We start from the raw sequence: 14,096 nt of genomic DNA on the forward strand, positions 1-14,096 counted from the left end.
AGGGCGCGGGGCGCAAAGCCTAACGAATCGCGCGTACGGAATGACACGCACGCGCCGTCTTGGCCGTGAGCGGCTTCCATCTCAATGACTGCTCAGATGCAAGGGATTGGTTGAATACCGGGTAAGTCAGGTGGGTGTGCCAGGACCAGGGAGGACCGGAGAGTGCGCTAATCTCCCGGGCCCGATGCCCCGTCTCCTTTCGCCCGCGCAGGCCTGGCTGTTCGGCCCTGGCGCGGACCTCTCCGTGTTCGCCGGCAGCGCTCTTGTGTCCGTGGCCTTCGTGCTGGCCGCGCCGTGGCTGGGAGCGGTGGGGGACACGCCCGCGTGGGCGTGGCTCCTGTTCGTGGTGGGCGTGGACGTGGCGCACGTCTGGTCCACGCTGTTCCGCACGTACCTGGACGGCGACGAGGTGTCGCGCCGCCCGGGCCTCTACGTGGGCGCGCCGCTCGCCGCGTACACGGCGGGCGTCTTCGCGTACATGGTGTCTCCCGGCACGTTCTGGAGCCTGTTCGCGTACGTGGCGCTGTTCCACTTCATCCGCCAGCAGTACGGCTGGATGGCGCTCTACGACCGCAAGGCGCGCGTGTCCGCCTTCGAGCGGCGCCTGGATGCCGCGGCCATCTACGCCGCCACGCTGGGCCCCGCCGTGTGGTGGCACGCGAACCTGCCTCGCTCGTTCTGGTGGTTCGTGGAGAACGACTTCATCTCCGGCCTCCCGCGGTGGATGGGCACCGCGGCGCTGGGCGCGCACGCGGCGGTGCTCACGCTGTGGGCGGGCTTCCAGTGCTTGCGCATCGCGCGGGGCGAAGGCGTGCAGGCCGGCAAGGTGCTGCTGGTCGTGGCCACGTGGGTGGCGTGGTTCGGCGGCATCGTGCTCGCGCGGGACGACTTCGCGTTCACGGTGATGAACGTGGTGCTGCACGGCGTGCCGTACTTCGCGCTGCTGTTCCGCTACGCACGCGGGCGCCACGCGGAAGGGGGCTTCGGCGAATTGGGCGTGCTCCTGCGTGCGGGGCTGCCGGGCTTCCTGCTGTTCCTCGCGGGACTGGCGCTCTTGGAAGAAGGGTTGTGGGACGTGCTGGTGTGGCACGACCGCCCGGTGTTGTTCGGCGACAGTGGTCCCGTCCTGGAGGCGGATGTGCTGGCGCTCGTGGTGCCGCTGCTTGCGCTGCCGCAGGCCACGCACTACGTGCTGGACGCCTTCATCTGGAAGGCAGGGAAGGAGCCCGAGTTGCTGGTCCGGCTCGGCTGGGCACGGGCGGGGCAGGGGCCCTCAAACGTCAGCCAGGCGCACAAGGTGGTAGCCATTCCCGGAGGGGGTGAATAGAGCTAGTGGGTCTATGGCTCGACTCCTGCTCGTTTCGAACCGTCTTCCCGTCACCGTCAAGGCGGAGAAGGATGTCGTCTCCGTGGTGCGCAGCGCCGGGGGGCTCGCCACCGGGCTCAGCCGCCCGCATGAGCGCTCCGGAGGCATGTGGATTGGCTGGCCCGGGGATGTCTCGCGGCTGACGGACGCCCAGCGCTCGCAGGTGGAGAAGCAGCTGGCGGACCTGCGCTGCGTGCCGCTGTACCTGTCCGCCAGCGAGGTCAGCCGCTTCTACGAGGGCTACTCCAACCGGGTGCTCTGGCCGCTGTGTCACTACATGCTGGACCGCGTCCCCCGGCAGGACCGGGACTGGGACGCCTACCGCAAGGCGAACGAGCGCTTCGCCGACCTGGCCGCGAAGCACTATCAGCCGGGCGACACCATCTGGGTGCATGACTACCAGCTCATGCTGGTGCCCGGGATGCTGCGCCAGCGCCTGCCTCACGCGCGCATCGGCTACTTCCACCACATCCCGTTCCCGTCGTCCGAAATCTTCAGCACGCTGCCCCGGCGCGGCGAGCTGCTCCGGGGCCTGCTGGGCGCGGACCTCATCGGCTTCCACGCGGTGAGCTACGTGCGGCACTTCTCCGGCACGCTGCTGAGGCACCTGGGGTTGGACACGGACATCGACCGCGTCCTCTTCCAGGGGCGCGAGGTGCGCGTGGGCGCCTTCCCCATGGGCATCGACTCCACCGCCTTCGAGACGCTGGCGCGCGAGCCCGCGGTGCTGGACGAGGTGAAGACGCTACAGGAGCGCTCGCGTGGCGAGCGGCTGCTCGTGGGCATCGACCGGCTGGACTACACCAAGGGCATTCCCCGGCGCCTGCTCGCGGTGCAGCGAGTGCTGGAGCGGGAGCCGGCCCTGCGTGGGCGCCTGCGCTTCATCCAGGTGGCCGTGCCCAGCCGCACGCAGGTGCAGGCCTATGCCGAATACCGCGAGACGGTGGACGAGCTGGTGGGCCGCATCAACGGCCTCTACGGCACCGTGCACAGCACGCCCGTGCACTACCTCTACCGCTCGCTCAACGAGAAGCAGCTGGTGAGCCTCTACCGCGGCGCGGACGTGATGCTGGTGACGCCCGTGCGCGACGGCATGAACCTGGTGGCCAAGGAGTTCTGCGCGGCCCGTCCGGACGACGACGGCGTGCTCGTGCTCAGCGAGTTCGCGGGCGCGGCGGCGGAGATGCGCGACGCGCTGCTGGTGAACCCCTACGACGTGGAGGGCATGGCGGACGCCATCGAACAGGCGCTGGAGATGCCCAGGCCCGAGCGCCAGGAGCGCATGCGCAACCTGCGCGCGGGCGTGAAGGCGCGGGACGTGCACTGGTGGGTGGCCAGCTTCCTGGACCGGCTCCAGGGGCTGCCCTCGGTGGCGGAGAAGCCGCCGCTGCCGGACGGCATGCTCGCGTTGGACAAGCTGAAGGGGCCGGGCCGCAAGGTGCTGTTCCTGGACTACGACGGAACGCTCGTGGGCTTCGCTTCCATGCCGGAGCTGGCCGCGCCGGACGCGGAGCTGATGACGCTGCTCCAGGAGCTGTGCGCCCGGCCGGACATCTCCGTGCACATCGTGAGCGGCCGCCCGCGCGAGACGCTGGAGGCGTGGTTCGGTGAGCTGCCCGTGGGGTTGCACGCGGAGCACGGCCTGTGGTCGCGCATGCGGCTGGGCCAGCCGTGGCAGGCACTGCCGGGCGTGTCCTTCGAGTGGAAGCCAAAGGTGAAGCCCGTGCTGGACGCGTTCGCGGCGCGGGTGACGGGCTCTTTCGTGGAGGAGAAGACGGCGTCGCTCGCGTGGCACTACCGCAAGGTGGACGCGGAGTTCGGAGCGCTCCAGGCGCGCGAGCTGCGCCTGCTGCTCTACGAGAAGTTCTCCCAGGAGCCCATGCACATCCTGCCCGGCGACCGGGTGGTGGAGGTGCGGCCCCGGGGCGTCAACAAGGGCCGCGTGGTGCCGGAGGTGCTGAAGCAGGAGGCGCCGGACGTGCGCGTGGTGGCCATGGGCGACGACGTCACCGACGAGGACCTCTTCGCCGCGGTGCCCCCGGGCGGCATCACCGTGCACGCGGGCAACAAGCACACGTGCGCGGCGTACCGCGTGGAGGGGCCGCCGGAGGTGCGGCGGTTCCTGAAGGCGCTGCTCGGGAAGTAGCCGCGGGGCGCGGCGTGGGCTTCAGAGGTTGAAGCCCACGTTGCCCACGGAGATGCTGGGTCCGAAGATGAAGGACCACTTGCTGGAGGGCACCACGGTGTCGGTGGTGGGGTCGCCGCTGGTGCGCCGGGTGATGTCGCCTCGGAACTCGCGGGCAATCCATGCGTTGGCACCCACCGCCGCGCCCGGGCCAATGGGCACGCGCAGTCCCAGGCCCAGCACGGCCGCCAGCGTGGGCGGGAACTGGATGTCCCCGGACTGCGGCACCAGGCCCAGGCCCATCAGGCCCATCTCGATGCCCAGCAGGCGCTCCTGGCCCTCGTTGTTGAGCAGCGCCAGGCGCGACAGCACGCCGAAGTTGATGGCCAGCTGTCCCGTGGGCTGCGTCGCGCGGTAGAGGCCCGCGGGGATGGTGGCCATGGTGTAGAGGCGGAACATGCCGCCGCGCACGATGGCGGTCCACTGCGCGGACGGCAGGCCCGTGCGGTCCACCGTGGAGAGGGCGTAGCGGGACTCATCCGCGACGTGCGCCACCTGCACGAGGATGCGGTCGTACTGGCCCAGGTTGCCCTGCACGGGGATGACGCGCACCTCGCCCTTGGGTCGCAGGAACAGGCGCTGGTCCACGCTGCTCTCGCCCCGGATGGAGTTGTCGGACTTCGTCACGGTGATGCGCAGGGTGATTTCCTGGTTGCCCTCCTCCAGCGTGAGGCGCTCGCGGTGGATGATGACGCGGCAGGTGTTGCGCATGCCGTACTCCAGCCGGTGCGGACGGCTGGGCGCGAGCTTCTCGTCGTTGCCTTCCTTATCCGCGCAGATGAACTCCACCAGGTTCTCCACGTTGGTGGGCACGCTGGCTTCACGCACCGCGCGCTGCACGCGCTCGTTGGTGACGAACAGGTCGGACGTGGCCAGCTCCGCGGGCAGCGTGGGCAGCCGGTAGGCGAAGCGCAGCGACACGAAGCCGCCGGCGGTGGCCTCGCCCTGGATGAGCGTGGTGGTCTCTCGCATCGTCACGGTGTACGCGCCGCCCAGCGGGCGCAGGACGAAGCGGCCCAGGCCGCCGTTGGACGCCACCGTCACCTCCGCCGGGCGGTTGGTGGGCACGAAGTCGATGCTGCCGTGGCCGGGCAACTCCAGCGTCGCGCGCGGGTCCGGCACGGGCTTCGTGTCCGCCGTCTCCGACGCCACCACCGTGCCGTCCACGCGTGACGTGATGGCGGTGACGGTCACCTGCGGCTCGTTGGTGCCGCTGGTGCGCAGGAGCACGTAGGTGCCGTCCTGCGCCTTCACCACGCGCTCCACCCGCACGCGCGCGCCGTTCACCGTCCACAACAGGCCGCGCGGGTCGTGCGCGCAGGCGGCGTCCAGGCGCATCACCAGTCCGGAGTCCTCCGCGTCGCGCAGCACGGTGCCGTCCACGGCGGTGATGGGGCACGCGAGCACGGGCAGCGTCTCGGAGAAGGACGTCTCCAGCGCGTCGCCCTTCGCGAAGAACACGCGCGGCACCAGCCGCAGGCGCAAGGACACCGTGGGGTTCAACCCCGGCACGTTGCGGATGGACACGGCGCCCTCGGTCACCTCGCAGCGCGCGGTGCCGCAGTCCACGGACGCGATGGCCTCCGAGTGCGTCACCGCCGCGTAGCCGGGGCCCTTGGACAGGTCCACGCCGGAGGACTGCACCAGGGGCCGCGTGAGCACGGTGCGGCCGGGGCGCAGGCGGAAGTATTCGTCGTCCAGGAAGCGACCGTTGGCGTCGTACGTCGATACACCCGCGCCCCGGCGGCCGTAGGCGGGGACCCACGACAGCGTCGCGTCCGTGGGCAGGCCGGGCGTCAGCGGGACGGCGCACTCGTTGGGGGCGTTGGGCTCCAGGCAGAAGTCCTGGCCGTCCACGGAGGCCGTCTTCGGATCCACGCCCCGGGGTGTCCCGGACCAGGCAATGGCCACGTTCCTCAGGCCGGTGCCCTTGAGCTCCAGGCGCCCGTCGTCCGGGTAGAACGTGGTGGCGGCGCTGTCGATGCGCGGGAAGGGCCCGGTGGCCACCACCACCACGGTGTCGGTGGCCGTGGCGCAGGAGGCCTCGTCCGCGGCGACCTTCAGCTCCAGCGTGCGGCTGGCGTCATCCGCGCGCGTGGGCGGCTTGAGCGTGCGGCCCTCCAGCACCCAGCCGCCGCGCACCGGGCCGCACAGCACGCCCTTGGGGATGACCTCCACCGCCCGGCCACCTTCGGGGAGCTGGACGACGGGGGTGGCGGCGGTGGCGACCGTCGCCACCAGCAGGCAGCCAAGGACGAGCGCGCGTGCAGGGTGCATGCATCTGCTTAAGCACGGAGGGCCGCGTCCGGGTCAAGCCCTCCGTGCTCATGCGACACCAGGCAGGCGCCGCGAGTGTCCGCGATTACCGCGAAGCCGTCTTCTGCCCCGGCCCCTGCAGCAGGATGCGGCGGCCGAAGGCGCGGTCCACCCGGCCCAGGAACTCACGGAACTGGGGGTACTCGTCCGCCTTGATGCGGGCGACGGAGAGGGCCACCTCGCCGTCGGCGATGAGCGCGCCGTTCTCCACGCGGTAGCTGAGCTTCACGCGGCCGAACTGGGTGGTCTCCTCCACCGCCTGCGGCATCTCCGCCACGGTGTAGCCGCCGGGCAGCGTGTAGCGCAGCTTGAAGGTGTTCACCCAGGGGCTGGACATCACCAGGTCGAAGCGGCGCTCGGCGAGCGACGCGTACGCCTGCTGGTAGGTGCGCCCCGTGCCGAAGGGCAGGAAGCGCAGGCTTCCGCCGGGCAGCACCTCCGCGTAGCGCGGGATGCCCATGTTGAAGTCCAGCGTCACGTCGTCATCCAGGCGGGTGGTGTCGCTGAGCTTCACCTCGCGCACGGTGAGGCCGGGGAAGCTCTGCGCCCAGGCGCGCTCGAAGGTGGACTTGCGCGTGGACTCCGGGCGGTAGGCGCGGCGGTAGTCCGGCGCGGACTGGCCGGACACGCTGCTCTGGCCCTTCACGTCCGCGCCGCCGTCAGGCCGCAGCGCCACGTCCATGGCCAGCGTCGTCTTGTTGTCCTCCGCCTTGGCCTCCGGCGTGGTGAGGAAGTTGCTCGTCCCGTTGGGGTCCACCACCAGCACGTTGGCCACGCGGTCCGCGCTGGGGAGCTCCTTGGCGCCGTGGAACTCCGCCGTGCCGTCCAGGTACAGGTCGAACTTCGGCACGTACGCGATGGCGTGGTTGAAGGCCGCCAGCGATGCGGGCTCCGCGTCCAGAGCGCCCAGGTTGCGCATGCGCAAGAGCACCAGCCGGCTGTCCACGCCCGCCACCTTCAGCATGGAGTGGATGAGGCTCGCCTTGTCCTTGCAGTCGCCGAAGCGGCGCGCGAGCACGCGGTCGACGCGGTAGGGCTTGAAGCCGTGGATGCCGAACTCCAGCGCCACGTAGCGGGTGTTGGTGACGACGAAGGAGTAGATGGCGCGCACGACGGCCAGCTGGTCCTTGCGGTCCACGCCGGTGAGCACCTGGTCCACGGTGGTCTTCAGCTCCGCGTTGGGCTGGAGCTGGTCACGCACCAGGCCCCACCAGTAGTGGCCCACCTGGTCCCACGTCTTGTACGTGGAGATGTGCAGGTTCTGGGCGACCTCCGCCCAGCCCGGCATGCCCGGCTCCGGCACCACCTTGGAGACGTGCTTCGCGCCGAAGCGGTACACGGTGCGGCCGGACTCGGGGGCCTCCTGCTGCTGGTCCACGCCAGCCAGGCGGCTCTTGTTCCAGTACAGCGGCCGCTCCTTGGGCATGTCCACGACGTACTGGAAGCGAACCTTCGGGTAGACGCCCTGCACGCTCTCCACGTCGCCCCAGTAGTCCGACAGCAGGTTGTCCTGCGCGGTGTCGTCCAGGCGGTAGGTGAGCTCCAGCGTGTCACCGGCGGCCAGCGACGGGAACGACAGGATGCGCGCGCGGGCGTCGTAGTACATGCCCGTCCACGGCTCGTTGATGTTGCGGTCCGCGTCGCCGTAGCTGTCCACCACGGAGCCGTCCGGCTTCGTCACGCGGGCGCGCAGCACGCGCACCTCCTGGCGGTCCGGCGAGTACGTCACCGGCACGCTGCGGAACGCGTCCACGCCGCGCTGGTTGTACACGCGCACCACCATCTGCTGCATGCGGCTGGACAGGCCGCTCTTCTGCACGCGCACGTAGGTGTTGTCCACGAGGTACAGGGCGTCCTCGTTCATGTAGCCCTCGGCCTCCTTGGACAGGGGCTTCGAGTCCACCAGGTACTGGGTGCCCGCGCTCTCGGACTCACCCTTGAGCGTGCGCAGGGCCTCCTTGAGGCCGGGGTTCTGCGGGCGCAGCACCAGCGACTTCTCGAAGGCGGCCAGGGCGGGCTCGCGCTGCCCGGCGGCCAGCAGCGCGCGGCCCTCGCGCTCGTACACTTCCGGCTCATCCGGAGAGAGCGCCTTGGCCTCGGTGAAGAGGACGGTGGCCTCCTCCGCGGCGCCGTTGGCGGCCTTCAGCTCCGCCAGCCGCACGCGGCTGCCGTTGTCGAAGGGGTTCAGGTCGGTGAGCTTCGCGTACTCGCGCTCGGCGGCGTCCACCTTGCCCGCGTCCGCGAGCATGGAGGCCAGCTGGCGGCGGGTGTTGGAGTCGTCGTAGCGCAGCGCCAGCACCACGCGCATGCGGTCCATGGCCTCCTGGGCGCGGCCCAGTTGACGGGACGCCGCGGCGGCCACGCGCACCACGCGGGGCACGCGCGGCTGCTGACGGAAGGCCTCCTCGATCAGCGCGTGCGCCCGGGCACGCTCGCCCAGGGCCTCCGCCGCGCGGGCGAGCAGGAGGCGCGCGCCCGGCACGTTGCGGCCGTCCTCCACCTCCAGGATGGGAGCGAGCATCGGCTGCACGCGCTCCGGGTGGCCGCGGTCCATCTCATGGTCCGCCAGCGCCAGGCGCGCCGGGGCGTAGGTGGGGTCCGCCTTCACGGCGGCCTCCAGGAAGCGGCGGCGCTCGTTGAGGTCGTCCGTCTGGGTGTTGGCGGCCAGCACTTGCAGACGCGCGTCGTTGGGGGCGCTCTCCGCCGCGAGCGCGGCCTCGGCGCTGGCGGTGTGCTCGCGCTCGTCATACGCGCGGAAGAAGGACAGCACCTGGGCGTAGTCGCCGCGCAGGGCCGCGTCGTCCGGGTTCTTCTCCACCAGCGCGCGCAGCGAGGAGGTCAGCGTGGGCAGGGGCTGCGGCGCGGGCGCGGGCATGCGCTCCAGGGCGGGGGCCTTGGCGGGCAGCGAGGCGCGGGCGGACGCGGACTCCGAGCGCAGGTAGAAGCCCAGCGGGCCGGACTCCTGGCACACCTTCACCAGCACGCGGTTGAGGCCCTTCTTGAGCTTCACCGACACGCGCGTCTGGTCCGGGCGCGGCAGGTTGTAGCGGTCTTCCTTGGACGCGAGCTGCCCGTTCACCCACAGGCGGTAGCCGCCGGAGGTGCCCAGGCCCAGCGCCACGCGCGTGTCCTGGGGCACTTCCAGCCAGGTGAGCGCGTACGCCACGGACTCCTTGTTGGGGCGCACGGCGGTGGCCAGGTCCACGTAGCCGTCCGCAGACGTGACGGACAGCTTGCGCCAGGTGGCCTCGTGGCCCTTGGCGCCGGGGTAGCGCGCGGTGAGGTCCAGGTTGGCGGCCTCCGGACCGAAGTCCGTGTCGCAGCCGGCCTTGCCCTCGTTCTCGAAGCCGCCCACGACGTAGTAGTCGTTGACGAAGCCCAGCCACTGGCGGACCTCGTTGGCGCGCACCATGCGGCCGCGCGAGCGCTCCGCGTCCATCAGCAGCAGCTGCGCGGTGGTGCGCGTGTTCGCGTCCGACGTGCGGCGCGACGCAATCTGCTGGTAGGTGCTCACCAGCGGGGTGAGGTCCTCCACGTCATCCACCAGCGCGTGCATGCGCAGGAGCGCGGCGCCGCCGCGTGGCGAGTTGGCGGCCTTGACGGCCTCGGCCGCGTACTCGCGGGCCCGGTCGTCCGCGTTCGGCTTCGCGAGCCCCAGCACGGGGCAGGTGAGCACGACAAGTGCGGCCAGCGATGTGAAACGCGACATCCGTTCTCCTCGAAGTTCGACGGCGCCCGGGGGCAGGCAGGGGGCGATGACGCCAGTGAACAGGCGGACCCGTCACGGCCTTCCCCTGCATGTGGCCCCGGACGGCGGGCAGGCAACCAATCCACTTCCCACTCTATGCCGGACCGGTGTGGGGCGGGGTGGGCCCGTGAAGGCCGGGGCACGAAAACGCACAGGGCCGGCGCGGGCGTGATGCCCGTGCCGGCCCCGGTGTGGGTGCCCCTGACTCGGGGACGGACGTCAGTGGAGCTTGTTGTAGAGCGCGTTGACGAGGCTGCCGTCATCGCCGCTCAGCTCCCAGAACATCGCGCCGCCCAGGCTCTTGGACAGGATGTAGTCCGACTTGGCGTTGATGCTCTGCACGTCGTCGTAGGCCACCCACACCTTCGTGGACGGGCTGTAGACGTAGGCCTGCTTGCTCTCCGGGTGGAAGAACTTCGTGTAGCCGGAGCCCGCGCGCTCGTAGTTGGCCTTGAGGTCCTTGTAGTCGAACACGCCGGTGAGGCCGGACTGGCCGTCATCCCAGGTGCCCTTGGTGGGGACGCCGGACTGGAACAGGCCGTTGTTCACATTGGGCACGTTGCCCCAGCCGCGGCCGTAGAACGGAACGCCCACGACGATCTTGGAGGCGGGCACGCCCAGCTGGAGCATCTTGGCGATGGAGCCGTCCGTGTAGAAGCCGTCGGTGGCGCCCGGGTCACCCGTCACGCGGTCGAGCGCGGAGTGGAAGTTGACCGTGCTCTCGAAGGCGCCGTGGTAGTCGTAGGACATCACGTTGATCCAATCGAGGATGCCGGCCAGCTTCACGGTCTCCTGCTTGTTGGCGAGCAGGTCCGGCGACGCGCCCGACGCGATGGTGAGCAGGTAGGGCTGGCCCGTCTGCGCCGTCACGGCGGCCAGCTGGGTGCGGAACTCCTGCATGAGCAGGGTGTAGTTCACCTTGTCCGCGGGGCTGCTGATGTTGTCCGGCAGGCCGCCGCCGGTGGGGTACTCCCAGTCCACGTCGATGCCGTCGAACACGCCCACGCCGTTGGCCGGGGTGACGCCGGGGAACTGGCCCTTCACGTACAGGTCCACGCAGGACTTCACGAACGCGGTGCGCGACGCGGAGGTGGCGGCGACCTGCGAGAAGTACTTGGACCAGCTCCAGCCGCCAATGGAGATGAGCAGCTTGAGGTTCGGGTTCGTCTTCTTCAGCTCCTTGAACGCGCGGAAGTTGCCGCGCAGCGCGCCGGGGTCCCACTCACCGGGGAAGCCGAAGCCCTTGTCGATGTCCGCGAACGAGTCCCCGAGGACGCACTTGCCGTCCGGAGTGATGTTGGAGAAGGCGTAGTTGATGTGCGTGAGCTTCGACGCCGGGACGTTGGAGACCTGGTAGTTGCGCGCGTAGATGCCCCACGCGGTGAAGTAGCCGACGATGCGCTTGCCACCCGGAGGAGGCGTGCCGGGCAGCTCCACCACGACGCTCACGGTCTTGGTGCCCACGTTGCCCGCGGCGTCGTACGCCTTCACGGTGTACGTGTACGTGCCGTTCTGCGCGGACGTGGAGAACGCGCGAGTGAACGACGACGCGGTGGCGACGAGCGAGCCGTTCTCCAGGATTTCAATCTTCGTCACGCCCACGTTGTCCGTGGCGCTCGCGGAGACGGTGACGGAGCCCGCGGCGGTGATGCGCGACGCGCTGGCGCTGGCGGTGACGACGGGAGCGGTGACATCGCCGTTGGAGGGGATGGAGACGGTGACCGTGACGGTCTTCGAGCCCACGTTGCCCGCGGCGTCGTACGCCTTCACGGTGTACGTGTACGTGCCGTTCTGGCCGGAGCCGGAGAAGCTCCGCGTATAGGAGGACGCGGTGGCGACGAGGGTGCCGTTCTCCAGGATTTCAATCTTGGTCACGCCCACGTTGTCCGTGGCGCTGCCGGAGAGGGTGATGGAGCCCGCGGCGGTGACGCTCGTGCTGCTGCTCGACGCGGTGACGACGGGCGCGGTGGTGTCGCCACCACCCGTGACGGGGCCCAGGTCCAGCCACAGCGCCGCCACGGCCGTCGGCGTCCAGTCCGCTTGGGACGTGTGGGCCTGACGGCACTCATAGACGCGGCCTTCGAAGGTGACGCGAGTGCCCACGGAGTAGGCGACGCCCACGGCCCACGCGGCATCCAGCGGTGCCTTCATCACGCTGCCCGGGCCCTCGGCTTCGGGAGCGAAGGACTCCTGGCCACAACCGGCGACGGTCAGCGCGGACGCCACCAGGCCCACAATCCATTTGCTACGACGCATTCGTGTTCTCCTCGCCTGCGGTACACGCGGAAGGAGTCACGCACCCATTTTTCCGGGTTAATCGCTGTGAATGCTTTTCGCCTGCCCGCCCACCCATGTGGTGTGGACGGAAAGGTCCGGCTTCAACAGCACCAGGTCCGCGCGATGGCCGGGAGCGATGCGGCCCCGGTGGCCATGCAGTCCCATGAAGGTGGCGGGATGGAGCGAGGCCATGCGCAGGGCTTCCTCCAGGGGGACGCCCAGCGACTGGACGCAGTGGCGCACCGCCGTGGTGAGGTCGATGTCCGCGCCCGCGAGCGTGCCGTCCTCCGTCTCCAGGCGTCCGTGGCGGCGCAGGATGGTGCGTCCCTGAAGGGTGAAGGACGTGACGGGCGTGCCGACGGGCGGCATGGCGTCCGTGACGAGGAACACCTTGCCCGGCGGTTTGACCTTGAGGAGCAGGCGCAGGTTGTCCGCGTGCACGTGCACGCCGTCCGCGATGACGCCGCACCACGCGTCGTCATGGGTGAGCGCGGCGACGACGGGCCCGGGCTGGCGGTTCATCACCGGCGGCATGGCGTTGAACAGGTGGGTGAAGCCTCGCACGCCTGCGTTTAGAGCCTGGGTGGTGCGCTCGCTGGTGGCGGCGGTGTGGCCCGCGCTGAGCACGACGCCGGAGGTGGCGAGGCGGCGCAGGGTGGCATCGTCCACGCACTCGGGAGCGAGCGTCATCAGCACGCGGCCGCCGTGCGCGGCGAAGCGGCGGGGCAGGGCGGTGAGGTAGTCGAGGTCGCGAGGGTCGGGCGTGCGGATGAACGAGGGCACGTGGACGCCAGCGCGCTCGCGGCTGATGAAGGGGCCTTCCAGGTGGATGCCGAGCACGCCGCTGTCAGGGCGCGCGGTGGCGGTGAGCGCGGCCTCGCAGGCTTCGCGCATGCGGGCGGCGTCGTCGGTGATGAAGGTGGGGAGCAGGCCCGTGGTGCCGCACGCGCGCATGGCCGAGGCGATGGCGAGCGCGGCCTCCTCGGTGGGCGTGTCGTTGAAGAGCACGCCGCCCGCGCCGTTGACCTGCACGTCCACGAAGCCGGGAGCCAGGAGGGTGCCACCGGGCAGCGTGTGCACGGTGGCTCCGGTGGGGAGTCCGGTCTGGGGCACCACGGCGCGGACGGTGCCGTCCTCGATGACGATGGCGTGACCTTCGAGGAGCTGGTCCCCGGTGAAGACGCGTGCGCCATGGAGGATGGTCGTCGTCACACGGTCTCCGTGACCTTGCGCAGGTGCGCGGGCGCATCCGGGTTCAGGCCTCGAGCCGTCGCGAGCTGGTGCACCGCGAAGTAGAAGCTCTGCACCTGGCAGAGCGGAGCGATGGCCGTGGGGAGGTCCGGCAGCGTGGGCAGAGCCTGCGCGCCGGGGACGGGCAGGGCGGTGTGGACGTTCGCGCCCAGTTCGACCATGCGCTGCACGACTTCGCGAGTGCCCTGCGCGGCGTTGTCCTCCTGCCCCAGCGCGAGCACGGGGAAGCCCGGCCGCACGAGCCCGAGCGGACCATGGAGGACCTCCGCGGTGCTGAAGGCTTCCGCGTGCAGACGGCACGTCTCCTTGAGTTTGAGGGCCATCTCCAGTGCGGCGCCCAGTCCGCTGCCCCGGGCGACGACATAGAGGCTGCTGGCGTCCTTGAGCGTTGAGAGCGCGGGCCACCAGTCGAGCTTGCCGGCGGCCTCCAGCGCGTCCGGGAACCGCCGGGCGGCGTCATGCAGCTCCGCGGAGTCAGACCAGTGCGCGACGAGCTGGAGGAAGGCGAGCCCGGAGAGCAGATAGGACTTGGTGGCGGCGACGCTGTGCTCGGGGCCGGCGGACAGCGGGATGTGCACGTCGCACAGCGCGGCCAGCGGCGAGGCTTCGTCGTTGATGAAGCCCAGGACGACGGCGCCTCCCGCGCGGGCGGCCTCGGTCATGCGCAGGAGGTCGGGGCTCTGGCCGGACTGGGACACGGCGATGAAGAGCGCGTCGCGCAGGTCCAGGGAGCGCGTGTTGTAGACGGACGCGACGCTGGGACCCAGCGAGGCGACGGCGCGGCCCAGCGTGGTCTCGATGAGGTACTTGCCGTAGACGGCCGCATGGTCGGAGCTGCCCCGGGCGCAGGTGACGACGAAGCGAGGTGGCGTGCGGCGCAGGCGGGCGCCCAGGTAGGCGAAGGTGTCGCGGCAGCGCTCGATCTGGCGGCGGGCGGCGGCTGGAGCCTCGGC

At 70.6% G+C, this 14,096-nt stretch carries 7 protein-coding genes; 2 read left to right on the plus strand and 5 right to left on the minus strand.

Annotation, left to right across the window (positions count from 1 at the left end; all coding sequences use genetic code 11):
* Positions 1 to 184: 184 nt before the first annotated feature.
* Both D7V77_RS17240 and D7V77_RS17245 read left to right on the plus strand, forming a co-directional pair.
* A complete protein-coding gene (locus D7V77_RS17240; protein ID WP_120577384.1) occupies positions 185 to 1,327 on the plus strand; it encodes a hypothetical protein in 1,143 nt (380 codons plus the stop codon).
* Positions 1,328 to 1,340: 13 nt separating this feature from the next.
* Positions 1,341 to 3,512, plus strand: a complete 2,172-nt coding sequence (locus D7V77_RS17245) for a bifunctional alpha,alpha-trehalose-phosphate synthase (UDP-forming)/trehalose-phosphatase (protein ID WP_120577385.1) — start codon at positions 1,341 to 1,343, stop codon at positions 3,510 to 3,512.
* Between the two features lie 21 nt (positions 3,513 to 3,533).
* On the opposite strand, the gene D7V77_RS17250 is transcribed toward D7V77_RS17245, so the two are convergent.
* From D7V77_RS17250 to D7V77_RS17270, 5 genes are all read right to left on the minus strand, one after another.
* Complete coding sequence (locus D7V77_RS17250) at positions 3,534 to 5,828, minus strand: hypothetical protein (protein WP_199733797.1); 2,295 nt, start codon at positions 5,826 to 5,828, stop codon at positions 3,534 to 3,536.
* A gap of 85 nt (positions 5,829 to 5,913) precedes the next feature.
* A complete protein-coding gene (locus D7V77_RS17255; RefSeq protein ID WP_120577386.1) occupies positions 5,914 to 9,576 on the minus strand; it encodes a DUF3857 domain-containing protein in 3,663 nt (1,220 codons plus the stop codon).
* 258 nt (positions 9,577 to 9,834) lie between these two features.
* Positions 9,835 to 11,871: a glycosyl hydrolase family 18 protein gene (locus D7V77_RS17260; protein ID WP_120577387.1), complete on the minus strand. Its 2,037-nt coding sequence runs from the start codon at positions 11,869 to 11,871 to the stop codon at positions 9,835 to 9,837.
* A 57-nt stretch (positions 11,872 to 11,928) separates the two neighbouring features.
* Positions 11,929 to 13,104, minus strand: coding sequence for an N-acetylglucosamine-6-phosphate deacetylase (gene nagA, locus D7V77_RS17265; RefSeq protein WP_120577388.1), 1,176 nt, complete (start codon positions 13,102 to 13,104; stop codon positions 11,929 to 11,931).
* On the minus strand, positions 13,101 to 14,096 hold a 996-nt coding region (locus D7V77_RS17270), incomplete at its 5' end, for an SIS domain-containing protein (protein WP_147452084.1). The genes D7V77_RS17270 and nagA, both read right to left, overlap by 4 nt.

The organism is Corallococcus sp. CA041A, from assembly GCF_003612075.1.
Lineage (GTDB): Bacteria > Myxococcota > Myxococcia > Myxococcales > Myxococcaceae > Corallococcus > Corallococcus exiguus.